The organism is Candidatus Thiosymbion oneisti (genome assembly GCF_004359955.1).
Taxonomy (GTDB): domain Bacteria; phylum Pseudomonadota; class Gammaproteobacteria; order Chromatiales; family Chromatiaceae; genus Thiosymbion; species Thiosymbion oneisti.
The window spans coordinates 1-25,476 of the sequence record NZ_SMSC01000036.1 but is presented as its reverse complement, the minus strand read 5'-3'; the positions used below and the strand labels follow the sequence as shown (position 1 = coordinate 25,476).

The following is a 25,476-nucleotide window of genomic DNA, read 5'->3' as shown; positions in this document are numbered from 1 at the left end:
CCATGCAGACGACAACGGAGATCCAGAGAGACACCGCGCCGGCCGAGGGTGTCGCAGAAGCCCCTCTCCCGCCGGGAGAGGGGTTGGGGAGAGGGAGTCAAAAGGCGAGAGGGGATCAAAGGGCGAAGATCGGTGCCTCCCTCACCAATCGGAACCGGAGCGCTTTTTTTTCCCCACTGGTCCTTGGCCTCGGCGCCTTGCTGGTGCTGCAGCTCCTGGTCGCCTTTCTGTTAGGGGTCGGGGAGCAGGAGATGGGACCCGCCGAGTCCCAAGGCCCCCTCCTCGCATTCGATCCGGAACAGGTCACCGGCATCCGCATCCAGTCCCTCGACGGAGAGCCGGTGCTGGTAACCAAGACCCAAGACGGCTGGATCATCCCGGCCCTGCAAGACCTCCCCGCCGCCAAGCATAAGGTGACCGGTCTGCTAGCCAAGCTGGCGGGCCTGCGGAAGGGCTTACCCGTGGCCACCTCGGCAGCGGCCCTGAAGCGCTTCAAGGTCGCCGATCAGACCTTTGAGCGCAAGCTGGTACTGGAGCGTGGCGACGATCCGTCCGCGATCCTTTATCTTGGCGACTCCCCCGGATTTCGGCGCCTGTTGGTGCGCGCCGACGGCGATCAGGCCGTCTACGAGGCGGAGCTCGGCCTCTTCGATGCCCCAGACCAGCCGGATAACTGGAGCGACCGGACCCTGCTCCATCTGAAGCCGGAAGCCGTCCAGCGACTGACGTTCGCAGGATTGACCCTGGAACGCACGGACGACCACTGGCGGCTCACGGACCTGGCCGAGGGTGAAGAGCAGGACCAGCAGGCCGTCAAGGATCGGGTTCGCGCCCTGACCAACATCGACTTTCTCGGCGTATTGGTCAACGGGGACGGACCCGCAGTCGATGCCGAGTCTACCCCGCTCGAGCTCGAGGCCACTCTGGCCGATGGTGAGACCGTCCGCTACCGGATCACCAAGCTCGCGGAAGGCAAGGACTACCTACTCGAGGCCTCCAACCGACCCCAGCGCTTCACCCTCGCCGGCTATGTGGTCGAGGGCCTGACCGACCTGAGTCGAAGCGACCTGCTTAAAAAGCCTGAAGAGGCCGAGGAAAGCGTGGAGGATACTTCTACCGAATCGTCAGCGGCCACGGACGATAAAGCATCCGAGGAAGAGGGCGCCAAAGAAATATCCACTGAGTCACCAGCGGCGGGCAGGTGAAGAGGAGGCGACTCCGGCGACCGATACGCCTATTGTCGAAGTACTTTTTTAGCCGCAAATGAACGCGAATGGGATCAATTCCGAATTTGCGTTCATTTGCGTTTATTTGCGGCAAAAAAGGGATCGGGTGCCCAAGGCAAGCCCTGATCCCGGCGGGACACGATTGGAGAGCTCTAATGAACAACTGGGCTGATTGTTCCGCTGTCGAACAGGATCTTCGGAAGGTAAGCGGTGTCTGGGTGTTTCGCGGTACCCGTGTTCCGGTTTCCGCACTTTTTGAGAATCTCGAAGATGGCGCACAGCTTGCGGATTTTATCGATTGGTTTCCAGGCGTTACTCTGCAACAAGTGCGTGCGGTCCTGGAACATGTGGCTAATACATTAGAGGCTGTACCATATATGCGCTAATATGGATAGCGGATGGTATCCCTGTCGTAGCGCGTAGGATGCGGTGAGTGTGGTAGGTCTCACAGGATGGCATCATGAGGAGGCGCGAACCGCATCTCAGGAGACAGTTGTCAGTTTAGACAGCCTCTAAGATCGGTCCATGAGTCACGACCAGAACTTCAAAAACCTCATCCTGGATTACCCCCGCCAGGCCCTGGCCTTTTTCGCGGCCGAGGAGGCCGCGGATCGCTTGCCCGGTGCCGAGATAGTGCCGGTACGTCAAGAGCAGCTCAAAGACCGACTCGGTGATCGCTTCCGGGAGCTCGATGTTCCCCTGCTGGTCCAGTGGCCCGATGGTCGGCGCGAGGCCCTGTTATTCGTACTCGAAGAAGAAAGCGACCCGCGGCGCTTCTCCATCCACCGCCTGGTGCACTACTGCCTGGACCTCGGGGAGTTATACGAGACCGACCGGGTCGTGCCGGTGGTAATCTTTCTGCGCGGACAGGCGCCCCGGCGAGAGCTGGTATTTGGTACTGAGCGACACGCTTATCTGCGCTTCAACTTCATCGCTTGCGAGCTGGGCACCATCGCCTATGAACGCTTTCGCGACAGTGGCAATATCGTCGCGCGGCTCAATCTGCCGAACATGCGCTATGCGCCGGGGCGTAAGCTGGATGCCTATGCCCAGGCCGTGAGCGGGTTGGCGAACCTCGAAGACGACCCGAAAAAGCAACTGAAATACATCGACTTCATCGACACCTACGGAGATCTGGACGAGAATGAGCGGGCCAGCTACAAACGAGAGTATCCCCAAGAGGCCAAGATCATGATGAGTTTTTCCGAACGTTTCATCGAGCAGGGCAGATTGGAAGGCAGGCAGGAAGGCAGGCAGGAAGGTAGGCTGGAAGGTCAAGCGATGATCCTGCTACGGCAACTGCAACTGAAATTCGGAAACGTGCCCGAAGCGGTGCGCCGCAGAATCGAGCACGCCGACCCGCAGACGCTGCTGGCATGGTCAGAGCGGGTATTGACCGCCGCCGGCATCGAGCAGGTTATCGGCGATTAAAAGGACACCTTTTTGTTGTCCTGGCGATCCGACCCACCTGTTTCCTCAGGGGGCACCGTCCTAGGGGGCGTTCTCAAACGAACCGCACCGAAGAACCACGGATGGACACAGATAAACACAGATTGTGATCCGTGTTTATCCGTGTCCATCCGTGGTTTTAATGCAAGTAAAAACCCCAGATTGAGAACGCCCCCTAGCACCTCATTTCGTTTGCTATTGCGGAAGACACGGGGAAAATTTTTTGGCTCTTTATGGATTCCGGACTGCTTTGGAGTGCGCCGGCAAAGCGGCGCGACCGAATCGAACCTCAGCGACGGGGAATAGCAACCGCGTTGGTCGGGAATCCGGGCTCTGAGCGCTACGCGCGCCGCGGCGACGGCGCTTTCCCCTGGCTGCAAAGCCGGTGTTGGAGACGGATGCATCGCCAAATCCAAAGCGGCGGCGGGCCCGTGTTCCATGCCAACGCTGTGGTGACATCGGGCATCGCGGATTCCGGTCGGTCCTGAAGTCAGGGTGCCGCCGCACTCCAAAACGTCCGGTAGTACCTTCCATGAGCGTGAGCAGTCCGGAATCCATAAAGAGCCAATTTTTTATTCACCACAGAGGCACAGAGAGCACGGAGAAATCAGAGAATTTCTTCGTGCTTTTTCCATGCTCGTCAGGTCTGAAGAAACATTCCTCGGTGTATTCTCTGTGCCCTCTGTGTCTCTGTGGTGAATAGAGTAAATAGGTTTCACAGGATGGCCTCATGAGGAGGCGCGAACCGCATCTTCGGCTTCCGGCTCCGCCGCGGGCGTCCATCGATGCGGTTCGCAATCGGGATTGGTGTAATCCTGCTACGGCATACCGCGCTCACCGCATCCTACGCTCCTAATGGTACAGGATTAACAGGATCTTATAATTGTATTCAAGAATAATAATCCTGTTAATCCTGGAAATCCTGTTAATCCTGTCCTATTAGTGGTTGGCACGACGATTATGTCAACAGGACGGCGCAGGCCAGCGGCGAACCGCATCCACAAGAGGTCGTGACAGGATGGGAGAATCGAGGCTGCACCCCATTGCTCCGGACCAGTTGCCGGATCTGTTGACACGGCTCGACGACGGGCAGACGACCGACCTCGCACTGATCGGACCAGATATCTGGCTTCCCGCATCGCCGGACCACTGGCCCAAGGAGCTTCAGGGCCGTGTCGTGTACCAACTGACCGGCGAACTATCCGGCCTGCCCCGCGAGTTGTTGCGACTCGACCGGCTGCAAACCCTCACACTCTGGCGGCTCGACCTCCGGGACGAGGACGCCGTCGCCATCGCCGAGCACCTCCGCCAGCTCACCTCGCTCCATCTGCGCTTCAACCAGGTGGGCGAGGCCGGCGCCCGTGCGATTGCGGAGCACCTGGACCAGCTCACCTCACTCGATCTGAGCGGCAACCAGGTGGGCGATGCCGGCGCCCGGGCGATTGCCGAGCATCTCGGCCAGCTCACCTGGCTCAATCTGGGCTACAACCAGGTGGGCGAGGCCGGCGCCCGGGCTGTCGCCGAGCATCTCCGCCAGCTCACCTCGCTCAATCTGGGCAACAGCCGCATTGGCAACGAAAGCGTCGCGGATATCGGGCAACATTTGAAGGAGCTCGTCACGCTTGATCTGCGAGAGAACGAGCGAGTCACGACGGTCGCTCCGCTGGCGCATCTGCCGCTCTCGAGGCTGAGCATCGCGAACACCGGCGTGGCAGACCTGTCGCCTTTGAAATCACTGGTCCTGGCCGGCCTGCCGGTCAGATGGTCTGCCGAGGGGTGGGAAGAACAACAGGGCATTTCTGTGAAGGATTGTCCGCTGACGCATCCGTCGCCGGAAATCGTTCGGCAGGGGCCGGAGGCGGTGCTCAACTACTTCCGGGAAATCGAGGCCCAGGGCACGGATCGGCTGTTCGAGGCCAAGCTGTTGATCCTCGGCGAGGGCGGATCCGGCAAGACCAGCCTGCTGCGCCGGATGTTCCTGCCCCAGATGGACCTGCCCACGGAAGACGAGACTACCCGCGGTATCGATATTTACCGCCATGAATTCCCCATATCTAAGGGACCCGAGGGACGCGGCTTCCGGCTCAATAGCTGGGATTTCGGCGGCCAGCAGATCTATCACGCTACCCACCAGTTCTTTCTGACCAGGCGTTCCCTGTACCTGCTGGTCGATGACACCCGCAGCGATCACAAATCCATCCATGACGAGGGCTTCAAGTTCTGGCTGGAGGTGGTCGAGACGCTCAGCGAAGGCAGCCCGCTGCTGATCTTTCAGAACGAGAAGGGCGACCGGAGCAAACAGATCGACGAGGCCGGCATCAAAGGACGCTTTCCCAACGTGCAGGAGATCCATCGGGGCAACCTGGAATATCCGGGGACAGCGGACGGCCTGCGCCAGGCGGTGGAATACTTCGCTCAGCGGTTGCCGCACATTGGCGAGGATGTGCCGGCCCAATGGGTTGCGATTCGCAAGGACTTGGAAGACCTGGCGCGGACCCGACCCTACATCTCGCTGGACGAGTACTTCGCGGTCTACGAGCGTCACCTGAGCCTGGATCGGAAAGGGGACCGCGACAAGGCGCTGAAGCTGAGTCAGTACCTGCACGACCTGGGCGTGTTCCTGCACTTCCAGCATCCGCCGGAGCTGCGCCGCACATTGTTCCTGCAGAACCAGTGGGTGACCGAGGCGGTGTTCCGCATCCTGGACGACGAAAGGGTGAAAGCGCAGCGGGGCCGGTTCACACTGGCCGACTGCGACCGGCTTTGGTCCGATCAGTTGGGGTCCGACCGGGGCTATGCGGACAAGGACGTGGAACTGCGAGCCCTGATGGTCCGGTTCGAGCTCTGTTACCGGCTACCGGACACGGCCCAGGAGACCTGGCTGGTTCCGCAACACCTCTCGCCGTCAATGCCCCCGGCACTGAGCGACTGGGCCAGGCCCGGCGACCTGGTGCTGACCTACCGCTACGAGTTCCTGCCCAAGGGCCTGGTAAGCCGGCTGATGGTGCGGATGCACCGTTTCGTGAAGCAGCCGGACCAATGCTGGTCCCGCGGCGCCCTATTCGAGCACGGGGGGTTCGAGCACGGCGAGACCCAGGTGCTGGTCGAGACCACCGCGCGGGGCAATGAAATCGCACTCAGAAGCCGTGGCCCGGAACAGAAGGCGCTGCTGAGTGTGATCGCCAGCGACCTGGATGCCCTGAACAACGGCTTCCAGGGACTCAAAGACAAGGTCGGCAAATGGGTACCCTGTATCTGCCATACCTGTGCCAGCCTGAAAGATCCGGCCATGTTCGCACAGAAGGAATTGATCGACCGCAAGCACCGCGGCAAGCCGACGATCGAGTGTCCCAAACCGCCCCATTACGCCGACGTCGGCGTGCTGGAACTGCTCGATGGAATGAAGCTGGAGCAATGGTTCGAGCGGGCGAGTAAAGCGCTGTCGCCGGACAAGGAAGAGACGGCAACGGCCGTCGGCACGGAGTCCTTCAAGACAGGGGCCGAATCGAAGGGCGGCGTGGACGTCAAGACGGTCCGGATCTTCCTGGCATCATCGGCCGAGCTGCGCGACGACCGAGACGCCTTCGAGCTGTATTTCCGGCAACAGAACGACCGCCTGCGAAACCAGGGCGTGTACCTGGAGATCGTCCGCTGGGAGAATTTTCTGGACGCCATGTCGAGCACGCGACTGCAGGATGAATACAACCAGGCAATCCGCAACTGCGACCTGTTCGTCAGCCTGTTCAAAACCAAGACGGGCAAATACACCCAGGAAGAATTCGACGTCGCCCACCAAACCTTCCAGGACACCGGCAAGCCGCTGATCTACACCTATTTCCGGAAGGCCACGGTCTCGACCAGCGCCAGCAACCGCGACGATCTGATGTCGCTGTGGGATTTCCAGAAGAAGCTCAAAGAACTCGGTCATTTCCACACCGAGTACGAATCCATCGATGGCCTACAGAGACAGTTCCGGGATCAACTGGACAAGCTACGGGATGATGGTCCCCTGTGAGCGGTGCAACTCATCAGACATTGCCGGCGTGGTCGGAGCGAGTACTGACCGCCATCGGCATCGAGCAGATCATCGACGATTAACAAGTATCAGATCAAAAACAATGAACAGCGCAGAACAACTCGAACTCGCATATAGCGAAGCGCTGGCGCAGCTGCGTCTTCAACCCTCGCTCATCTGGACCAGAAACAACTTTTTTCTGCTGGTCAATAGTGGGCTGTTCGTTTTCGCCGTGAGCGGTCAGGCCAATACGGGGCAAGGATCTCCGTTCCTGATACCCGTTGTCGGCATGTTTCTCTCGTTAATATGGCTCTGGGTAAACCTGGCCGGTCAACGCCTGCAAAGGCAATGGCGCGCTCTAGTACTCGACATCGAAAAAGAACTCTTCCGACCCGAAGTGGGAGAAGCCAGTGTAGCGGGACCACTCACTCGGGCAGCCGCCACAGCAAGGGAGGGGAATTCCTGGCTGGCCTCGATTACGTCGGCCTTGAGCGTGCTGGCTGTCGGCTTTTTTGTAGGTTGGAGCTACTGTGTTGTCCTGGCTATCTAGCCCGCCTGTTTCCTTAGGCCCGCGCGACGATACCGATATAAGAAGCTGTCTGGTTAAAAGCAATCCTGAGTTGTTTGGCGCCCCTACGGCTTGAATGAGGCCGCGGCAATAAGCTGCGGAATGCTCATCACTCATCACTCATCACTCATCATTCATCATTCATCACTCATCCCGGCGCGCAGTCTCCATCTCGTCACACCTGCCCGAACAGCTACGACCACAGCCCTGTGGGTCCTCGCTACGGCGCCCGTCCGGGTCTACCCGTTCCAGCCAGCGTTGGAAGACGACCCAGCCGGCGCAGAGCGCTGCCAGTCCGAGGCTGGCCCCAAGGTATTCCCACATGGTTCAGGCCGCGCTGAACAGACCGGCGAAGCCCATGAAGGCCATGGACAGGATGCCGGCGATGATGAGGTTGATGGCGGTACCGCGCATCAGTCTCGGGACCGGGGCCGTCTCGGACTCCTCACGCAGCCCCGCCATGAGTACCAGGGCCAGGGTGAAGCCCAGCCCGGCCCCCAGGGCGTAGAGCAGGCCCTGGGCCAGCCCGTAGCCCTTGTTGGTGGAGAAGATGGCCAGCCCCAGGATGGCGCAGTTGGTGGTGATGAGCGGCAGGAAGATCCCCAGGGCCTTGAACAGGGCGGGGCTGAGCTTTTTGATCAGCATCTCGATGAACTGCACCGTGCTGGCGATCACCACGATGAAGCTGATCAGCCGCAGATAGGGGGCGTGGATCAGCACATAGCTGTTGAGAAACCAGGCGCACAGGGCCGTGATCAACATGACGAAGACAGTCGCCAGCCCGAGCCGGAACGCGGTCTCCAGCCGCCCGGAGACGCCGAGGAAGGGACAGAGCCCGAGGAAGTAGGCGAGGACGAAGTTGTTGATCAAGAGGGCACTGACGAAGATCCAGATCAGCTCGTTCATAACGGCACTCCACCCGTCTCGGCCAGGCGCTCGGCGAGCCTTTCCCGACGCTCCTTCACCCAGCTGAAGAACAGCAGCAAAAGGCCCAGGGTCAGGAAGCCGCCTGGGGGCAGGATCATGATGACCCAGGGCTCGAAGTCGGGTCCGAACAGAGCGATCCCGAAGAATTTCCCTTCCCCCAGGATCTCCCGCACGCTGCCCAGGGAGAAGAGCGCAAACAGAAAGCCGCCGGCCATGCCCAGGGCATCCACCGCGGCCAGGGATACCGAGTTTCTGGACGCGAAGGCCTCTTGACGCCCCAGGATCATGCAGTTGGCTACGATCAGCGGGATGAAGGCCCCCAGCTCCTTGTGGATCTCGGGCACCAGGGCCTGCAGAGCCAGGTCCGTGACCGTCACGAAGGTGGCGATGATGATGATATAGGTGGAGATCCGGACCTGCCTGGGAATCCACTGCTTGAGGGCGGCGACCAGGATGCTGGAGGCCACGAGTACGAAACAGGTGGCCCCCCCCATAGCCAGGGCATTGACGGCGGAGTTGGTGACCGCCAGCATGGGACACATGCCCAACACCTGGACGAAGACCGGATTGTCCCGCCACAGGCCCTTGACGAATTCCTGATAGGCGTCGGCCTGCACTCTAGGCATGGGTTACCTCGCTTACCCGCTTCGGGGCACATAACTGGTTTTGATCTTGAACTACAAGGCACAAAGGTTTTGTTGCCGCAAATGAACGCGAATCAACGCAAATCGGTCACAAAAGACCACATTCATCCTTGTTGTCCGCAGGTTACGCAGATTCTCACAGATTGTTTCGTTTTAAATCCGCGAGAATCCGCGTCATCTGCGGATAGATTGGAGCGACCGGCTCATTTTTCCTATACTCACTCTGAAGCTCGGCGGTTCCGCTTTTTGCTGCCAATCAAAGGCGTCATGTTGCGTTACGCCGCGTTCGACGCCGTGCCCCTCCGAGACATTTCCCTGCGCGGGGAGTAATGTGGGTGCTGCTGGCTCCCACGCTCCAGAGACTGGGAAAGAATTCGCCCTTGGTCATGGCGAGGGTAAACTCCCGGTCGGGCTCGATCCGAGAGGGTGACATTGATGGCGAGAGGTTACAAGCAAGGCGTAGAGCTCGTAGGTCGGGTTAGGCGCGTCTGGCGATGCGAGCCTGGGCAACCGAGGTTGAACGCGCCGTAACCCGACATCCGAGGCTGGCCCGCGGCATTGTATGTCGGGTTACGGCGCGCCCCAATCCTGGGACTCGACCAAATACCGAAGCACGCGCCTAACCCGACCTACTATTCTGCCGGGGGTTCGGTCTGGGGCTGTCACGGGTCGGGAGCCCCCGATAAGGGATTTTTTTCTCGTTCCCACGCGCTGCGTGGGGACGCCCAGGCTCCGCGCCGCGGAGTGTTTCAGAGGTCCCATGAGCCATAGCCGCTCTCCTGTTTTCACGACCGGCTCGGAAGGCTGGGGCTGATCCGATTGGGCCTGCCGAGGGTCCGGTCGAGGGCTGCCACGGGTCAGAGACCCCCGACAAAGGATTAAGCAGGCTTGATCCGGCCAGATCGGGCCTACCGAATGCGTTATCGGGTCTTCCCAAGCCTGAGCAGGCCCGATAATTGGCTCGGAAGGCTGGGGCTGATCCGATTGGGCCTGCCGAGGGTCCGGTCTGGGGCTGCCACGGGTCGGTAACCCCCGACAAAGGATTAAGCAGGCTTGATCCGGCCAGATCTGGCCTGCTGAATGCGTTATCGGGTCTTCCCAAATCTGAGCAGGCCAGATAATTGGCTCGGAAGGCTGGGGCTGATCCGATTGGGCCTGCCGAGGGTCCAGTCGGGGCCGCTACGGGTCGGGGACCCCCGATAAGGGATTAAGCAGGCCTAATCCGGCCAGATCTGGCCTGCCGAATGCGTTATCGGATCTTCCCAAGCCTGAGCAGGCCAAATAACCGGCTCGGAAGGCTGGGGTTGATCCGATTGGGCCGGCCGAGGGTCAGGTCGGGGGCTGCCGCGGGTCGGGGACCCCAGATACAGGATCGAGCAGGCCCGATCAATGGCAAGGAGGGCCTTTCCGGGAGGCGAGAGGGCCTGTCTGGGGTCCGGACCGGGGCTCTCGGGGTCCGGACTGGCCCGCCACTATCACGGCCGGGGCCGCCGGGCGGGGATAAGGACCGCCGCGGGCTTGCGCTGGCCCGCCCCAGGACGGGAAAATCCCGCATCGGGCAGAGTTGAATGTCAATCCGCCCGGGCGAGCTCTTCGAGAGCCGACATGAAAAAAGAAAGAAGGCTGGACGCTCTGGTTTGGACGCTCAAAGAGGCCGTCGGCCAAGGCAAGAAGTGCACCCTGCTCATCGGTGCGGGCTGCTCGGTCAAAGCGGGCATCCCCACCGCCGCCGGCTTCGTGGAGGAGATCAAGGAGCACTATCCATCGGCCTATGGACAGGCGGCGCACAAGACCTACCCCCACTGCATGGCGGCGCTCTTGCCGGGCGAAAGTCGGGATCTGATTGCCGAGTTCGTGGACCGGGCCAAGATCAACTGGGCCCATATCGCCATCGCCCAGCTCATGAAAGCAGGCTTCGTCGATCGGGTCCTCACCGTCAACTTCGATCCCTTGGTGGTCCAGGCCTGCGCCCTGGTAGGGGAATTTCCGGCGGTCTACGACTTTGCCGCCTCCCAGCTCTTCAAGCCCGCCGATATCCCCGAGAAGGCCGTGTTTCATCTCCATGGCCAGCGCTCCGGGTTTCGCCTGCTGAACACGGAGCAGGAGGTGAAGAAGCACTCCGAGGTCCTGGCGCCGGTATTCGAGGACGCCGGGCGGGGCCGTATGTGGATCGTGGTGGGCTACAGCGGGGAGAACGACCCGGTGTTCGGCCACCTGGCTGCCATACCCCAATTCGACAACGAGCTCTACTGGATCACCTTCCAGGACAACGAACCTTCCTCACAGGTACGCAAACATCTGCTCCAGCCGGATAAGTACGCCTTCTACATCAAGGGCCATGACGCGGATGGCTTCTTCGTGAAGCTGGCCCAGGAGCTCGGATGCTTCCCGCCGGATTTCGTCGGCAGGCCCTTCAGCCATCTGAGGCAGATGATGGAGCTGGTAGCGGATTTCGACCCGCCGGGTCAGGACGCCAAGCTCAGGGTCACTGCAAGTGATTGGATCGCCGATGCCATCGCCCGTTATGAGGAAGGATCGGAACCGGTTCCAGCGGAGCAAGACGCCGAACAGCGCCGTAGCCAGCGCTCGGCCGTGGCGGCCCAGACCCGATTCCTTGCCGGTGACTATGCCAAGGCCAGCGAGATCGCGGCCGACACCCCCGGAGAGGAGATGAAGGGACTGGATGCCTGGGCCCATGTCATGGAAGGCAATGACCTCTCTGAACAGGCCGAGACCAAGCGTGGCGCGGAGGCGGACGGGCTCTTTGCCGCGGCGATCGAGAAATACCAGGCAGCCCTCGCTATCAAGCCGGACCTGCACCAGGCGCTCTATAACTGGGGCACCGCCCTCTACCGCCAGGCCAAGACCAAGCGCGGCGCCGAGGCGGACCGGCTCTTTGCCGCGGCGGGTGAGAAATATCAGGCGGCCCTCGCTATCAAGCCGGACGATCACGAGACGCTCAATAACTGGGGCATCGTCCTCTCCAAGCAGGCCAAGACCAAAAGCGGCGCGGAGGCAGACCGGCTGTTTGCGGCGGCGATCGAGAAATACCAGGCGGCCCTCGCTATCGAGCCGGACGATCACTGGGCGCTCTATAACTGGGGCACCGCCCTCTCCGAGCAGGCCGGGACCAAGCGCGGTGCGGAGGCGGACGAGCTCTTTGCCGCGGCGGGTGAAAAGTACCGGGCGGCCCTCGCTATCAAGCCGGACAAATACGAGGCGCTCTGTAACTGGGGCAGCGCCCTTTCCGAGCAGGCCGAGACCAAAACCGGCGCCGAGGCGGACGGGCTCTTTGCCGCGGCGGTCGAGAAATACCAGGCGGCCCTCGCTATCAAGCCGGACAAACACGAGGCACTCAATAACTGGGGCAGTGCCCTCCTCGATCAGGCCGGGACCAAGCGTGGCGCGGAGGCGGAGGGGTTGTATCGGGCAGCCGCGGAGAAGCTGTCACGGGCGGAAGCGTTGGCACCTGGATATGCCGCCTACAATCTCGCCTGCCTGGCTGCCCTGCAGGGCCAGGAGGCCGAGGCCCTCTCCTGGTTGCTCAAGGCCCGCGAGGCGGGGATCTTGCCGGATCGCGCCCACCTCGAGCAAGACCCGGATCTCGATGGTATCCGTAACAGCGACCGGTTTCAGGCGTTTCTGACGGGCCCGGCGGCGTGAAAAAGTGGGGTAGGTATCGACAGCCTGTAGGATGGGCAAAGCAAGCGCCGATCAGGGGGATTTCAAGGTTCGGTTAGGCCACGGAAGTTTCCCGGCCGCGACGGCTTGAGCGGATGCACCAAGCGCCGCGTGCCCATCGATGATGGGTATCAGACGGCAGGCAGACGTCTCTCGTTCCCACGCGCCGCGTGGGAATGCGGAAGCTCCGAGCCGCGGAGAGCATCAGGCCGGTGTCCAGCATTCGTATACACGGGAATCACACCTGCCGGCTATCCGGCATTGTTATCCGGTGCGGCCCAGAGGGCGTCCGCTCTGAGCGTTGCCGCCAGCTGGTGATGGGGTCCGTAAGCCGTCTGAAAGACGGCGGTCCCAGCCGGCCCGGAACCGCCGACATCTTGTCGGTCCCTGGGACCGCCGACATTCTGTCGGCCCCTGGGATCGCCGACATCTTGTCGGCTCCCAGGACTACCGATATTTCGTTGGCCCTTCTGGCTATCGGGTAGAACCTGAATGCTGAGTTACCGGTCCAAATGGTCATCAGGCAGGCTGAGTTTTCTCGTTGAATGGTGGACACGGGCCTGATGCTCTCCGCGGCGCGGAGCAACCAGGTTCCCACGCAGCGCGTGGGAACGAGAAAATTCTGTCGGCCCCTGGGACCGCCGACATTAAGCCGTCTGGAAGACGGCGGTCCCAGCCGGCCCGGAACCGCCGACATCTTGTCGCCCCCTGGGACCGCCGACATTCTGTCGGCCCCTGGGATCGCCGACATTAAGCCGTCTGGAAGACGAAGGCACGATGTACTGACGATTCAAGAAACCGGAAGAGGTGGCGAAGCCGTCTCCGACGCCGATTCCAGAATCGGCCAGAAATCTTGGCTGGAGAATCTCATCCATGGCTTGCAAGACTGGAGGAGACCTCCGAACCATACAAGCCGATCCCCGGAAACGAAAAGGGCAGTGCACTGCACTGCCCTGCTATTGGATACAACCGATCGGATCCAACGACCGGTCCGGGTCCCGTTCGTTCAGTATCCCCCTTTGCGCGCTATGAAGGGCAGACCGGCGACCCTATTGCCCTGTTTGCTGGGTGCCTTGGGGAAGAGTTTGTACAGGTCCTTGCTGCCGATTTTCTTGCCCCAGCGCTTACCCATGTCCTTGTTGATCTGGCGTTCCATGGGTTGGTTGCCGTTGTTGTTCAGGTACTCGTCGCGCAGGTATTCCAGCACGTCCCAGTGCTCTTGAGTCAGCTCGATGCCCTCCTCGGCGGCCAGCTTTTCGGCCACGTCCCGGTTCCAGTCCTGGGGGCTGACCAGGTTGCCGTTGGCGTCGGTTTCGATGGTCTTGCCTTGCACCTCAATGGCCATGTTTCGCTCCTCTCATCTCGGTTAGCCGATTGTTGCAGGGGGTATCCACTCATCATACATAGATTTCCCGCGGCGATGTATATCTCTGAATGTCAGGTCCCGTCTGCCACCCAGCGGGAGGCAGCGGGGCTGAAGCGCAGCACGGCCTAGGCCACCGCGCTGCCGGAGAAGATGCCGAAGCCGGCGCCGAGAAAGCGGTCCAACAAGGAAATATTCTGCACCACCAGCCGCCCTGGTCAGATCGGCGGGCTAATAGCGCAATACCTTCGGCAGCGTCTTGGCCTGGTTGACCCAGTCCTCTACCAGGCCAACAGCAGGCGGGCGCTGTGTGAGCTTCTTTTGGTCGTTGGTCTCGTTGATCTTCGCGTGCAGATTATCCGGGCGGCGCGTAGCCAGCTCCTTGACGGTGTCCACACCCGCCTCTTCCAACAAATCCGAATAGACACCCGAGATACCTTTTATCCGAGCGAGGTCGGCACGGTTACAGAGCTCCAGGACGATCTTGACATCACAGCCACAGAGGGCGGCGAGTTCTTTGCGCCCAGCGGGATCGGCGCCAGCCTCCAATAGCTTTTCGTTATCCGTAATGCCCTTGCCCTTGAGTGCGAAAACGATGCTGTCGGTAGTACCCTTGAGGTCTTTAACGGGAGTGGTCATACATATTCTCCGTCAGTGGCGGGGAACTAGTCCCCGAGATCGCATCGGAAATTCACCCACCCTGAATATCCCGGTGCTGTAACAGTCAGCGGAAAAGCGGGAGACGATGCAAAAAATATCAGAAGGATATTGTTGATAGACACGAATCCTTATTCGTGTGAATTCGTGTCTATGCGTGGTTCAAGTGGACGGGGTGAAAGGGGATTCCCCGCCATTCCCAGCCTTGGGTCCAGGGTCGATTCCGTGCGGCAGCGCTGCAGCACATGGTTCCTGACGCCGATGGCCGCGAGCCGGTCCGCCAGGGGCCGGAGGTCCGGCTCGTCGCGCCAGCCCGGCAGGACCGTTGTCCTTACCTGCAACGCGATTCCCGCGTCGAGCAGCAGCGCCAGGCTCTCCCAGGCCCGCTCACCGGAGTCCGGGACCCCGGTAACCGCCGGATAATCCGCGGGGAGCGCCTTGATATCCAATCCCACCCAGTCGATGAAGGGCAATAGACGGCGCAGACGGTCCGGGTAAGGGCCGGCGGTGTGTAGACCGATCTTGAAGCCCATTGATCTGGCCTCTTTTACGGCCGCCGGCAGGGCGGCCTGCAACGTCGGCTCACCGCCGCTGAAGACCAGGGCGTCCAACAGCCCGGTGCGTTTCTCCAGAAAGGCACACATATCGGACCAGGGGATCTGATGCTCGCTTTCGGGCGGAAGCAGGTGGCCGTTGTGGCAGTAACGGCAGCGCCAGGGGCAGCCTTGACAGAAGACAACGGCCGCCAGCTCCCCTGGGTAGTCGATGGTGGTCATGGGGGTGAGACCACCGATGCGCAATGATTGGGCCGCAGGTGTCATGGGAATCTTCGGTTCCGGTTGGATTGAGCATTTATCCGCAAATGAACGCGAATAAACGCAAATCGACCGCAAAAGATCACATGCTCTTTTCTGTCCGCAGATTACGCAGATTCTCACAGATTATTTCGTTTTTCATTTTCTTTATCTGCAAAAATCTGCGCAATCTGCGGATTTAAAAGCGATTTGCGTTCATTGGCGTTCATTGGCGGCAAAAAGCACCATTGATGCGGTTCGCGTCTCCTCGTGGTGCCATCCTGAAAGACCAACCATGCTCACCGCATCCTACGTCCTCATGTATTCAGGCAGCGCGCTCGAGCATCCGTTCCGCTGCTGCCGTCGGGCACTCGCTGAAGTATTGCCGTTCCCGGTGTTCGGAGCGCTTGCCGGCATTGAAGGCGGAGACGGGGCGGTGGTAGCCCATGACGCGGGTCCAGACTTCGCAGCGCGTACGTTCGCAATCCTCCAGCCGGACCTCGGGTGCCTGCTCCGAGGCACAGATCCCCGCCGGCAGTCCGCCTGACGGTGCCTCATCGTCAGGTGCCTGGTGGTGTAGATCGATAACATTGAGATTGGTCATTTCTTTGGTCTCTCCGGTGCTTGTTTTTTGCCGCAACTGAACGCGAATAAATACCAAACTTGTCATTGCGAGTACGGCATTGTCATTTCGAGCGCAGCGAGAAATCTTGTGCCTGAACAACCCCCTTAGCTGTATTGAGTAAAGGAAAAACCGATTTATCCCCGCACGTGCAAGCAGCACCGCCATTCATCACTCATCACTCCCCAGAGTCAGGCGGCCTGCTCCGGCATTTGCACCCGTTTCTGCGCCCTCAGTTCCTCGTCGCAGCTCGGGCAGAACTTGTGCTCGCCGGGGAGGTAGCCGTGCTTGGGACAGATGGAAAAGATGGGCGTCACCGTGATGTAGGGCAGACGGAAATTGGTCAGCGAGCGCCTTACCAGGCGCTTGCAGGCCTCCACGTCGGAGATGTGCTCGCTCATGTAGAGATGCAGTACGGTGCCGCCGGTGTATTTGGACTGGAGTTCTTCCTGCAACGCCAGGGCCTGAAAGGGATCGTCCGTAAACCCAACCGGGAGCTGGGAGCTGTTGGTGTAATAGGGGGCTTCCGGGGTCCCGGACTGGATGATATGCGGGTACCGCTTGCGGTCCTCCTTGGCGAAGCGGTAGGTGGTGCCCTCCGCCGGGGTGGCCTCCAGGTTGTACATATGCCCGGTCTGTTCCTGGAACTCGACCATCCGCGCGCGCACCCGGTCCAGGAAGCGGGCGGCCATGGCCTGACCCCGACTAGTGGTGATGTCATCGGCATCGCGGGTGAAGTTGCGGATCATCTCGTTGATGCCGTTGACGCCGATGGTGGAGAAGTGGTTGCGTAGGGTGCCCAGAAACCGTTTGGTATAGGGAAAGAGCCCCTGGTCCATGTGGCGTTGGATGACCTTGCGCTTGATCTCCAGGCTGTTGCGGGCCAGCTCCAACAGGGTATCGAGCCGGGCGTACAGCCTCTCCTCATCGCCGGAATAGCAATGTCCCAGGCGCGCGCAATTGATGGTCACCACGCCGATCGAGCCGGTCTGCTCTGCGGAGCCGAACAAGCCGTTGCCGCGCTTGAGGAGCTCGCGCAGGTCGAGCTGGAGCCGGCAACACATGGAGCGCACCATGTTCGGCTTGAGCTCGGAGTTGATGAAGTTCTGGAAGTAAGGGAGTCCGTATCTGGCGGTCATGGCGAACAGCCGGTCCGCGTTCTCGCTCTCCCAGGGAAAGTCCTCGGTGATGTTGTAGGTGGGGATGGGAAAGGTGAAGATGCGTCCCTTGGCGTCTCCCGAAGTCATCACCTCGATATAGGCCCGATTGATCAGATCCATCTCCGCCTGGAGCTCACCGTAGGTGAAGGGCTGCTCCTCGCCGCCGATGACCGGGATCTGCTCGCGTAGGTCTTCCGGGCAGACCCAGTCGAAGGTGAGATTGGTGAAGGGGGTATTTCCGGTAACGAAGGTCTTGCCGCGACGGCGTGCAATGAAGGTGCCGTTGCGCGTGGTCGGGCACCAGACCTTGCCGCGGTAAGCGCGGCGTTGAATGGTCTGGATGTAGGTCTCACGGTTGCGGACGATGTTGAGCACGTGAACGCCCGAGTCCACTCGCGTGTGGACGGTACTGCCGTAGCTTGCCAGGACGCAAAGTTCCTGCAGCGCATCCAGGTTCTCCCGGTCGTTGGTGTAGATGCGGATGCGGCCGTTCGGCTCGACGCTGCCGTCGCCCCGAATGTAGGTGTCCAAGAAGAGCCTGATCTGGCGCGCCGAAAGGGTGCGGATCAGCGGCGGCACGCACTTTCGCAGCGTGTAGCGCAGCACCAGCTCGCTGCCTTCCGCATTGAGCCGATAGCGGCAGACCGGGTGGTTGGCGTAGGCTCCGGTCTGAAGCCGTTCGTGCCAGGTCAGCCCCAGCGCCATCAGAACCCGCGCAATGGCGGCGGCGTTTTCGTGATTACCGGTGGACTGCCAGAGACTTATGCGGTGGCGACCGTCGCTGAAATCGAAATTTCCCTCGGATACGACCCAGGCCAGGAGCTCGACCAGGTTGTCGTCCACCTCATGGACCGAAGTGGTTTCCCAGGCGTTGGGCACGATGACCGGCGACTTCAGCTCGGCCACCGCTTCGATGTCTTCGAGTACCCAACGGTTGTCGCTGTTGAACAGCTTGCGCATCACCTTGTGCCGGGGCGTTACCCACTGCTCCTGGGTGCGGTTGCGCAGCACGTACATTTCGCCGTCGAAGTCGTAGGCGGTTATCGCCAGCGGCTCCAGATACTCCAGCCGATTATCACGCCAGTCGACCGTCGCGATCTTCTCCCCCTCAATAATCTGGTCATGGCGCTTCCAGCCGTTTTCCGTCAGACATTCCGTTTCCTCGTCGACACACTGGCAACCCCACCGGGAGGGCACGTTCAGGTTGTAGATGAGTTCCTGAACGGATTGTCTGACCTGCTCATAGCTCAGACGATCCTTGCGGACATAGGGGGCCATGTAGGTATCGAAGCTGGAGAAGGCCTGGGCGCCGGCCCATTCGTTCTGCAGGGTGCCGAGGAAGTTGACGATCTGGCCCACGGCGGAGGACATGTGCTTAGGGGGACCTGCTTCCACCTTGCCGGGAACGCCGTTCAAGCCCTCGTGCAGGAGGGTGCGCAGGGACCAGCCCGCGCAGTATCCGGCCAGCATGTCCAGGTCGTGGATATGGATGTCCCCCTCCCGGTGGGCGGCGCCGACCTCCGGCGGGTAGACGTGGGAGAGCCAGTAGTTGGCGATCATCTTGCCGGCGCTGTTGAGGATCAGTCCGCCCAGGGAGTAGCCCTGGTTGGCATTGGCAGCGACGCGCCAATCGGAGCGGTCCAGGTACTCATTGACGGACGCGGCCACATCTACCAGGGTGCGGCGGTCCGCGCGCAGCCGTGAGTGCTGCTCGCGGTAGACGATGTAGGCGCGGGCGGTCTCGAAGTGGTTGGCGGCGATCAGGGTCTGCTCCACTACGTCCTGGATGCCCTCGATGTCCGGGATGCGCCCCAGCTCCAGGCGATGGCTGATGACCTTGACCACCTGCGTCGTGAGTCCGGTGGCCTCGAGGGTTCCGAACTCCCCGCTCGCCTGACCGGCGCGCAGGATGGCGGACTCGATCTTGCGGGCGTCGAAGTGGACCTCCCGACCGTCGCGCTTGCGCACGCGGGTGGGAAGGGTCGCGACACGGGGCAGGGTATCGAGCATGATCTCTCCGAGTCTTGGCGTTTACACAATATATTGTGTTTGAAAATTTATCGGATTACCAGATATGGTTTCTTGATCGAGGTCAATATGGCCTGGATTCGAGCCCGTAGGGCGGGTCAGGCGCGTGCGCCAAGCGCCGCGATTGCCGCGACGGTGGGCGCGCCGTCACCCGCCGGATGGCGGACCGTAGGTCGGGCCAGGCCCCGTCCCGACGCAGGAAGGAGCCTGGCCGCCACCCGACGGAGGTAGCTGGCATACGGCGGATGGCGCAAGCTTATCCGCCCTACGCGGGCTTTTGCGCACCCCCTCTCGTACCTAGTTACGCGGAAGCTCCGCGCCGCGGAGAGCATCGGGCCGGTGTCCACCATTGCGTATACCCGGGAACCAAACCTGCCGGCTGTCCAGCGTTATCCGGTGCGACCCGGAAGGCGACAGCTGGTCATGGGGGCCGTAAGCCGTCTGGAAGACGGCGGTCCCAGCCGGCCCGGAACCGACGACATGTTGTCGGCCTCTGGGATCGCCGACATTTTGTCGGCTCTTCTGGTTACCGGGGAGAATCTGAATGCCGAGTTGCCGACCCAACTGGTCATCAGTCAGGCTTAGTTCTCTCGTTCCCATGCGCTGCGTGGGAACCAGAGACCGGGAGAGGAGCTTTTGCGACACCCTCCCGCCGGGAGAGGGGTTGGGGAGAGGGGGATCGAGAAGATGGTCCCCGGTACTTGTTATGTCCGACTTGCCGAGGTCTGAACGATTTTGTGCCTGCACAAAAAATTCACGCCTTCCGGCTTCACCGCCATCGAGTTGCTGATCACGGTCGCGATCGTCGGCGTGGTCGCCTCACTGGCTGTCCCGGCGCTGCGGGATTTGGTTTTGAACAATCGGGCGGTCAGCCGCCTCAATGAGTTCGTGGCGGCGGTCAATCTGGCACGCAACGAGGCCGTCAAACGGGGGATGCCGGTGACCCTGTGCGCCAGTGCCTCTCCACAAGCCGATAAGCCCGCGTGCAACGGCCGGAAACAATGGGAAAAGGGCTGGATCCTGTTCGCGGACTATGACCGGGACGCCAAGCTGGACCTGGGCACCGGCGCCTGCCGGACCGGGGAAGACTGCCTATTGCGCGTATGGGAAGGAATCGACGACATGACGCTGCGCGCCGGGCGGATCCGGATAACCTTCGATGATCTAGGGGCGTCCCGGGGCTTCAATGCGACCTGGCGGTTGTGTGACGAGCGCGGGGCGCAGGCCGCGCGGGCCGTCGTCCTGTCTCCGAGCGGACGCCTGCGGCGGGCCGTGGATAGTGACGGAAACGGGATCTTGAACGGTGGGAGTGGGGATATTTCGTGTCCATGATTCCACTTTGTCGCATTCGGAAGCTGTTTGGTTAAAAGCAATCCTGGGTAGTGGTAAATTTCTTAAGGTTTTTCATGGATTCCGGACTGCCAAGGATCATGGAAGGGTACCACCGGACGTTTTGGAGTGCGGCCTGTCTGCCGCCAGGCAGGCGGCAACCTTACTCCAGTGCTTACCGGAACCGACAGCGCTTGGCATAACCTGGATGTTGGCCAAGGGGCACAAGCCCGCCGCCGCTTTGGATTTGGAGACACATCGGTTCCAAGTCAGGGCGCTGCGGCCAGGGGAAAGCGCCGTCGCCGCGGCGCGGGTGAAACCTTAAGTGCCCGGATTCCCGGCAACCGCCGCTGGTATCCCCGTTATCGAGGTTTGATTCGGACGCGCCGCTTTGCCGGCGCACCCCAAAGCAGCCCATTCGGTGGGCACAGCCCACCCTACATTAAGGAGACGCGACCCATGCTCGATATCAGCCCCATACCGGCATTCGACGACAACTACATCTGGCTACTGAGGGACTCGGGCAGCACCCAGGCCACGGTGGTGGATCCGGGGGACGAGGGGCCCGTCTTGGCGGCTTTGGAGGTGCAAGGGTTGGAACTTAGCGCCATCATGGTCACCCATCACCATGACGACCATATCGGTGGCGTGGAGGCCCTGCGGGCGGCCTTTCCCAAGGTTCGGGTCTTGGGTCCCGAGGACCGGCGGATCCGCGGTCTCACCCGTGTGGTCCGCGAGGGCGACACAATCGAGATTCCGGGTCTCAGCGAGCGGTTCCAGATTCTAGAGGTACCGGGCCACACCTCGACCCATATCGCCTACCTGGGTGCCGGTGCCCTCTTCTGCGGCGACACCCTGTTCGCGGCCGGCTGCGGGCGGGTGTTCGACGGCACCTTCGATCAGCTCGCCGCTTCCCTGGAACGCATCGCCGATCTTCCGGGAGCGACCCGCTGCTATTGCGCTCACGAGTACACCCTGGCCAACCTGGGGTTCGCCGGCCGGGTCGAGCCCGAGAGCACCGCCATCGCCCAACGGAAACAGGCGGTATCCGATCTCCGCGCCCTGGGTCGGCCTACCGTCCCTTCCCGGTTGCGCGAAGAGCTGGCGACCAACCCCTTTCTGCGCACCGGGATACCGACGGTCAGATCCGCCGCTGAAGCCGCGTCCGGCAAATCGCTGACCACCGGCGCCGAGGTCTTCACGGCCCTGCGGCGCTGGAAGGACGGGCAATACGACTAGCCGTCAGGGGTCAGAGGCTGTCTAAAAAGTCAAGGTGCCTTGGTCTCAACTGCCTGCCGAAGGATTCAGCCGCAAATGAACGCGAATGAACGCAAATGAAGATCACAGCTTGAATTTGCGTCTATTTGCGTTCATTTGCGGCAAAAAATAAGGGATGTAAGGAACCTAAAAGGAATCGACGGTTTGGTACGAAACGACTGAAATTTACAGTTTTCCAACTGAAAACCAATAAAATCAGTGTATTAGTTTCCAGACAGCCTCTCAGCTATAAGGCCCTCCCCATTGTTTCGGCTAATCCTTCGGTGGGAGCTTCGCCTCTGCGAATTTTTGCACGGCCTTCGGCGCAAATGCGGCTATCAAAAACACCGTTACGATATACAGGTCATTCTTATCGCTATCTTCGTCACTCAACATCGTGATCGAACCAAAGGCAATACTCGCAACAAGTGCGATAATGCTCATAAGTCGCATCGAAGATTGTTTGCCACAATCGTCTTCCAGGAACCCGCGCTTCTGATTGGCATCACTTTTTTGGATTTCCGACATCTCTAACTCTCCCCTATAAATTTTGTGTGAATATGCTGTGCAAATATACGACTTTCATGGGCAAAGATGCCAGCGTCGAAGCTACATGGAGCCAGGAGATAAGCCATGCAAATCGCCAATCCCATCTATGATGTCGTGTTCAAGTACCTGATGCAGAACAACGAAATCGCCACTCTGATACTCTCCACGATCCTGGAGCAAGAGATCCTTTCCCTGGATCTCCTACCCCAGGAAACCGCCGTGGCGCTGGAAAAGCGCACCTTCATCGTGTACCGGCTGGATTTCTCCGCCCTGATAAAAACCTCCGCCGGCGAAGAGAAACACGTGGTCATCGAGATCCAGAAGGCCAAATTCGCCGCCGACATCATGCGGTTCCGACGTTACCTGGGAGAACAGTACAAAAAAGCTTTTCCGGTCGAGGGCGAAAAGGCCCCGCAGGCAACCCCGATCATCAGCATCTATTTCCTCGGGTACAGGCTCGACCATGTGGCAGCCCCCGTCATCAAGGTCCTGCGACGTTATTACGACGCGGCCACCGGAGAGGAAATCCCGGACCGTGAGGAATTCATCGAGAGTCTTACCCACGACAGTTTCGTGATCCAGATCCCGCAGCTGGGGCCGGAGCGCAGAACGGCCACGGAAAGGCTCCTGGCCGTTTTCGACCAACACCGCAAAGTCGAGGGTGACCGGCACGTCCTGGACATCGATGAGGAAGCGTATCCCGAGGCCTACCGAAAGGTGGTGCGGTGGTTGAACGGCGCGGTTTCCGAGCCGCAAATCAGACGAACCATGGAGGTGGAGGATGAGATCCTGGCGGAACTGGAAGATATAGAGCGCCGGATGGTGGGGATGGAAAAGGCCCTTGAGGAGAAAGATCAGATCATTGGGGAAAAAGACAGGGCGCTGGCGGAAAAGGACCGGCTGATAGCCGAGCTGCGCGGTTCGCGATAGGCCCGCGTGGCACGGCGCGGTGTAACCATCCCTGGCTCGTTCCCACGCTCCGGAGACTGTGAAAGTATTGCTGGATTTTCAGAGCTTCAGGGGTGAGGTAACATCATTTCCAAAATTTATCCGAAATTTGCGTTCATTTGCGGCAAAAAAGAATTCCCACCGCAAGAACCAAACCGCTGTTATCGGTACTTCGGCACTACTGTATTAGGCGGATAGAGCTGGCCAAGCTCGATCCGCCGGCGTTCACTGAGGATTTGACCACATCGGACGCGGCTGATAGAAACGGCACTTGTGTCCCTCCACAGGATCTTTACAACGTGCCGTTCGTGATCTCCGGTCTTCCCCTTGCCGTTCGCATCCTGCTCGCCGTGGCCGCGGGGGGTATGGCGGTGCTCGCTTTTGCGCCCTTTTCCTTCTACCCCATCGCTATTCTGTCCCTGGCCCTTTGCTACGCGCTGCTATCCGGGTCGGGGCCGCGGGAAGGCCTTCTGATCGGCTGGGGGTTCGGGATCGGTCTGATGGGTTTCGGTATCTTCTGGATCCGCATCAGCACGCACGAGTACGGCAACATGGCCCCTTGGCTGGCCTATCTGTTGACCGCCTTGCTGATGGTCGTAGCGGCCTTCTACTATGGGATCGCCGGCGCCTTGACGGCCAGGCTCAGCGCCGGCGCGCGCCTAAGCGGTCCCCTGCTGGCGTTTCCCGCGGCCTGGGTCCTGACCGAGTGGCTGCGGGGCTGGCTCTTCACGGGTTTTCCCTGGCTCACCATCGGCTATACCCAGATCGACGCCCCGCTGGCGGGCCTGGCGCCGATCACAGGCGTCTACGGGATCAGTCTGGTACTGGCCCTGTGCGCCGGGCTGCTCTGGTGCCTGATACGGCGGCGGGGGCGGATCAGGTATGCCGCGCTCGCCGGGCTGGTCCTGATCTGGCTCGCCGGCACCGCCCTCAAGGGCATTGAATGGACCGAGCCGGATGGTGCAGGCTTCCGTGCTACTGTCGTGCAGGCCAATATCCCGCAGTCCCTGAAATGGGACCCGGACACGCGCATTTCCAGCTTGCGCGCTTACCTGGGGCTCACCCGCGAGCGCTGGGACAGCGATCTGATCCTGTGGCCGGAGACGGCGGTCCCGGACTTCCTGCATGAGGTAGAGGATAGCTTCATCCGGCCGCTTGCGGCGGAGGCACGGGAACAGGGTACCGAGCTGGTGATCGGGATTCCGGTCATGGACCGCGAGGTGCGCCTTTACTTCAATGGTTTGATCAGTATCGGGACGGTCGAGGATGTCTATCGCAAGCGCCACCTGGTCCCCTTCGGCGAGTTCATCCCCTTCCGGGACTGGCTGGAGCCCATCGCGCGGGTCTTCGAGGTCCCTATGTCGGACTTCACCGCAGGCGATGCCCCACGGCCGCTGCTGCGGGTGGGTGAGCACCTGGCCGGCGCCTCCATCTGCTACGAGGATGTCTTCCCCGCCGAGGTGATCGAGGCCCTGCCGGAGGCGGCCTACCTCATCAATGTCAGCAACGATGCCTGGTTCGGCGACTCCTTGGCGCCCCACCAGCACCTGGAGATGGCGCGTATGCGGGCCCTGGAGAACGAGCGTTGGCTCCTGCGATCCACCAACACCGGGATTTCCGCCATCCTCGACCACCGGGGACAGATCTTAGGTCGCGTACCCCTCTTCGAACGCGGCGCCTTTTCAGCCGAGGTGCAGCCGCGGCGAGGGGCGACGTCCTTCGTGTATCTGGGCAACCGGCTCGCTATCGGCCTGGCCTTTTTGATGTTGGCACTCTCGATTCCGTATGCGCGCCGAAAGGGGCCAGGGGAAGCCGCTACGCAGCTGTGGCGGAATCGCAAGGAGTAAACTCCGACCTTCGAGCTTGTCTCTTAATGGTACAGGATTAACAGGATTAACAGGATTTCCAGGATTAACAGGATGTTAAAATCGTTATTTAAGAAAATAATCCTGTTAATCCCGATCATCCTGTTAATCCTGTCCGATTGGCGGTCGGCACGACGATTATGTGAACAGCCCCTAGAACCGCAAAGGCGCAAAGGACGCAGAGCGCGCGTCGGTTGAGGGGTGAGGAACGAACTCCAAACCAATAGAGTAGAGAAACCACGAATCACGCGTATCTTCGCGGATCGATTCGCGCTGATTCGCGTGATTCGTCGTTTTCCCTACGGAAGTCTGCTGACCTCGAAGATCCCCGCCCTGCTACTATTAGTTCACCTGTGGATTTTCCGGCGCGATGCGCGCCTCTCGCACGTGCCGG

At 60.7% G+C, this 25,476-nt stretch carries 22 protein-coding genes; 12 read left to right on the top strand and 10 right to left on the bottom strand.

What is annotated here, in order from left to right; all coding sequences use genetic code 11:
- The first annotated feature begins 2 nt into the window (after positions 1-2).
- The 5 genes from E1958_RS17280 to E1958_RS17260 all read left to right on the top strand — a co-directional run bounded on the left by E1958_RS17280 (position 3) and on the right by E1958_RS17260 (position 7,240).
- Positions 3-1,205 carry a DUF4340 domain-containing protein gene (locus E1958_RS17280; RefSeq protein WP_133512975.1) on the top strand — a complete coding sequence of 401 codons (1,203 nt, stop codon included), beginning with the start codon at positions 3-5 and terminating at the stop codon, positions 1,203-1,205.
- 176 nt (positions 1,206-1,381) lie between these two features.
- On the top strand, positions 1,382-1,612 hold the full coding sequence (locus E1958_RS17275; RefSeq protein WP_133512974.1) for a DUF433 domain-containing protein: 231 nt from the start codon (positions 1,382-1,384) through the stop codon (positions 1,610-1,612).
- A gap of 139 nt (positions 1,613-1,751) precedes the next feature.
- The gene (locus E1958_RS17270; protein ID WP_133512973.1) at positions 1,752-2,657 is read left to right on the top strand and encodes an RpnC/YadD family protein; all 906 of its coding nucleotides are present in this window, start codon (positions 1,752-1,754) and stop codon (positions 2,655-2,657) included.
- A gap of 1,036 nt (positions 2,658-3,693) precedes the next feature.
- Entirely contained in the window at positions 3,694-6,690 is a 2,997-nt protein-coding gene (locus E1958_RS17265) for a COR domain-containing protein (protein ID WP_133512972.1), read from the top strand.
- Between the two features lie 103 nt (positions 6,691-6,793).
- Entirely contained in the window at positions 6,794-7,240 is a 447-nt protein-coding gene (locus tag E1958_RS17260; protein WP_133512971.1) for a RipA family octameric membrane protein, read from the top strand.
- 162 nt (positions 7,241-7,402) lie between these two features.
- On the opposite strand, the gene E1958_RS17255 is transcribed toward E1958_RS17260, so the two are convergent.
- Genes E1958_RS17255 through rsxE form a run of 3 tightly spaced genes read right to left on the bottom strand, consistent with a single transcriptional unit; the run spans position 7,403 to position 8,811 of the window.
- Positions 7,403-7,582 carry a hypothetical protein gene (locus tag E1958_RS17255; RefSeq protein ID WP_133512970.1) on the bottom strand — a complete coding sequence of 60 codons (180 nt, stop codon included), beginning with the start codon at positions 7,580-7,582 and terminating at the stop codon, positions 7,403-7,405.
- A gap of 3 nt (positions 7,583-7,585) precedes the next feature.
- Positions 7,586-8,164: an electron transport complex protein RnfA gene (locus tag E1958_RS17250; RefSeq protein WP_089726243.1), complete on the bottom strand. Its 579-nt coding sequence runs from the start codon at positions 8,162-8,164 to the stop codon at positions 7,586-7,588.
- Complete coding sequence (rsxE, locus tag E1958_RS17245) at positions 8,161-8,811, bottom strand: electron transport complex subunit RsxE (RefSeq protein WP_089726241.1); 651 nt, start codon at positions 8,809-8,811, stop codon at positions 8,161-8,163. The genes E1958_RS17250 and rsxE overlap by 4 nt, the downstream gene beginning before the upstream one ends.
- Positions 8,812-10,434: 1,623 nt before the next feature.
- On the opposite strand from rsxE, the gene E1958_RS17240 reads away from it, so the two are divergent.
- Positions 10,435-12,492: a TPR end-of-group domain-containing protein gene (locus tag E1958_RS17240; protein ID WP_165742046.1), complete on the top strand. Its 2,058-nt coding sequence runs from the start codon at positions 10,435-10,437 to the stop codon at positions 12,490-12,492.
- 256 nt (positions 12,493-12,748) lie between these two features.
- On the opposite strand, the gene E1958_RS21015 is transcribed toward E1958_RS17240, so the two are convergent.
- The 6 genes from E1958_RS21015 to E1958_RS17210 all read right to left on the bottom strand — a co-directional run bounded on the left by E1958_RS21015 (position 12,749) and on the right by E1958_RS17210 (position 19,116).
- Positions 12,749-12,940 (bottom strand): hypothetical protein, encoded by a 192-nt coding sequence (locus E1958_RS21015; protein WP_133512968.1) that lies wholly within the window; start codon positions 12,938-12,940, stop codon positions 12,749-12,751.
- Positions 12,941-13,516: 576 nt separating this feature from the next.
- Positions 13,517-13,855 carry a TusE/DsrC/DsvC family sulfur relay protein gene (locus E1958_RS17230; protein ID WP_133512967.1) on the bottom strand — a complete coding sequence of 113 codons (339 nt, stop codon included), beginning with the start codon at positions 13,853-13,855 and terminating at the stop codon, positions 13,517-13,519.
- Between the two features lie 249 nt (positions 13,856-14,104).
- On the bottom strand, positions 14,105-14,512 hold the full coding sequence (locus E1958_RS17225) for a DUF4332 domain-containing protein (RefSeq protein ID WP_133512966.1): 408 nt from the start codon (positions 14,510-14,512) through the stop codon (positions 14,105-14,107).
- Positions 14,513-14,661: 149 nt separating this feature from the next.
- Positions 14,662-15,351 carry an anaerobic ribonucleoside-triphosphate reductase activating protein gene (locus E1958_RS17220; RefSeq protein WP_133512965.1) on the bottom strand — a complete coding sequence of 230 codons (690 nt, stop codon included), beginning with the start codon at positions 15,349-15,351 and terminating at the stop codon, positions 14,662-14,664.
- A 298-nt stretch (positions 15,352-15,649) separates the two neighbouring features.
- A complete protein-coding gene (gene nrdD, locus E1958_RS17215; protein ID WP_243725298.1) occupies positions 15,650-15,850 on the bottom strand; it encodes an anaerobic ribonucleoside-triphosphate reductase in 201 nt (66 codons plus the stop codon).
- Positions 15,851-16,137: 287 nt separating this feature from the next.
- Entirely contained in the window at positions 16,138-19,116 is a 2,979-nt protein-coding gene (locus tag E1958_RS17210) for a ribonucleoside triphosphate reductase (protein ID WP_133512964.1), read from the bottom strand.
- A gap of 357 nt (positions 19,117-19,473) precedes the next feature.
- Here E1958_RS17210 and E1958_RS17205 point away from each other — a divergent pair, with 357 nt between their 5' ends.
- From E1958_RS17205 to gloB, 3 genes are all read left to right on the top strand, one after another.
- Positions 19,474-19,719: a hypothetical protein gene (locus tag E1958_RS17205; protein WP_089729093.1), complete on the top strand. Its 246-nt coding sequence runs from the start codon at positions 19,474-19,476 to the stop codon at positions 19,717-19,719.
- Between the two features lie 150 nt (positions 19,720-19,869).
- Positions 19,870-20,466 carry a GspH/FimT family pseudopilin gene (locus E1958_RS17200; protein ID WP_165742042.1) on the top strand — a complete coding sequence of 199 codons (597 nt, stop codon included), beginning with the start codon at positions 19,870-19,872 and terminating at the stop codon, positions 20,464-20,466.
- A 456-nt stretch (positions 20,467-20,922) separates the two neighbouring features.
- On the top strand, positions 20,923-21,702 hold the full coding sequence (gene gloB, locus E1958_RS17195; RefSeq protein ID WP_133512962.1) for a hydroxyacylglutathione hydrolase: 780 nt from the start codon (positions 20,923-20,925) through the stop codon (positions 21,700-21,702).
- 291 nt (positions 21,703-21,993) lie between these two features.
- Here the strand turns inward: gloB and E1958_RS17190 are convergent, their stop codons facing one another.
- Positions 21,994-22,248, bottom strand: coding sequence for a hypothetical protein (locus E1958_RS17190; protein ID WP_133512961.1), 255 nt, complete (start codon positions 22,246-22,248; stop codon positions 21,994-21,996).
- A 105-nt stretch (positions 22,249-22,353) separates the two neighbouring features.
- Between E1958_RS17190 and E1958_RS17185 the strand changes: the two genes are divergently transcribed.
- The 3 genes from E1958_RS17185 to E1958_RS21010 form a co-directional block, all read left to right on the top strand.
- Positions 22,354-23,199: a hypothetical protein gene (locus E1958_RS17185; RefSeq protein ID WP_089723913.1), complete on the top strand. Its 846-nt coding sequence runs from the start codon at positions 22,354-22,356 to the stop codon at positions 23,197-23,199.
- Positions 23,200-23,516: 317 nt separating this feature from the next.
- A complete protein-coding gene (gene lnt, locus E1958_RS17180; protein WP_243725296.1) occupies positions 23,517-25,064 on the top strand; it encodes an apolipoprotein N-acyltransferase in 1,548 nt (515 codons plus the stop codon).
- A 219-nt stretch (positions 25,065-25,283) separates the two neighbouring features.
- On the top strand, positions 25,284-25,476 hold a 193-nt coding region (locus E1958_RS21010), incomplete at its 3' end, for a hypothetical protein (protein WP_208108616.1).

What these genes read in the sequence shown, in the direction of transcription:
- E1958_RS17250 (WP_089726243.1), bottom strand. Translation starts at nt 8,164, where the DNA reads ATGAACGAGCTGATCTGGATCTTCGTCAGTGCCCTCTTGATCAACAAC.
- E1958_RS17190 (WP_133512961.1), bottom strand. Translation starts at nt 22,248, where the DNA reads ATGTCGGAAATCCAAAAAAGTGATGCCAATCAGAAGCGCGGGTTCCTG.
- E1958_RS17220 (WP_133512965.1), bottom strand. Translation starts at nt 15,351, where the DNA reads ATGACACCTGCGGCCCAATCATTGCGCATCGGTGGTCTCACCCCCATG.
- E1958_RS17280 (WP_133512975.1), top strand. Translation starts at nt 3, where the DNA reads ATGCAGACGACAACGGAGATCCAGAGAGACACCGCGCCGGCCGAGGGT.
- E1958_RS17270 (WP_133512973.1), top strand. Translation starts at nt 1,752, where the DNA reads ATGAGTCACGACCAGAACTTCAAAAACCTCATCCTGGATTACCCCCGC.
- E1958_RS17210 (WP_133512964.1), bottom strand. Translation starts at nt 19,116, where the DNA reads ATGCTCGATACCCTGCCCCGTGTCGCGACCCTTCCCACCCGCGTGCGC.
- E1958_RS21015 (WP_133512968.1), bottom strand. Translation starts at nt 12,940, where the DNA reads ATGTCGGCGATCCCAGGGGCCGACAGAATGTCGGCGGTCCCAGGGACC.
- gloB (WP_133512962.1), top strand. Translation starts at nt 20,923, where the DNA reads ATGCTCGATATCAGCCCCATACCGGCATTCGACGACAACTACATCTGG.
- E1958_RS17255 (WP_133512970.1), bottom strand. Translation starts at nt 7,582, where the DNA reads ATGTGGGAATACCTTGGGGCCAGCCTCGGACTGGCAGCGCTCTGCGCC.
- E1958_RS17260 (WP_133512971.1), top strand. Translation starts at nt 6,794, where the DNA reads ATGAACAGCGCAGAACAACTCGAACTCGCATATAGCGAAGCGCTGGCG.
- E1958_RS17225 (WP_133512966.1), bottom strand. Translation starts at nt 14,512, where the DNA reads ATGACCACTCCCGTTAAAGACCTCAAGGGTACTACCGACAGCATCGTT.
- E1958_RS17275 (WP_133512974.1), top strand. Translation starts at nt 1,382, where the DNA reads ATGAACAACTGGGCTGATTGTTCCGCTGTCGAACAGGATCTTCGGAAG.
- E1958_RS17240 (WP_165742046.1), top strand. Translation starts at nt 10,435, where the DNA reads ATGAAAAAAGAAAGAAGGCTGGACGCTCTGGTTTGGACGCTCAAAGAG.
- rsxE (WP_089726241.1), bottom strand. Translation starts at nt 8,811, where the DNA reads ATGCCTAGAGTGCAGGCCGACGCCTATCAGGAATTCGTCAAGGGCCTG.
- E1958_RS17230 (WP_133512967.1), bottom strand. Translation starts at nt 13,855, where the DNA reads ATGGCCATTGAGGTGCAAGGCAAGACCATCGAAACCGACGCCAACGGC.
- E1958_RS17185 (WP_089723913.1), top strand. Translation starts at nt 22,354, where the DNA reads ATGCAAATCGCCAATCCCATCTATGATGTCGTGTTCAAGTACCTGATG.
- E1958_RS17265 (WP_133512972.1), top strand. Translation starts at nt 3,694, where the DNA reads ATGGGAGAATCGAGGCTGCACCCCATTGCTCCGGACCAGTTGCCGGAT.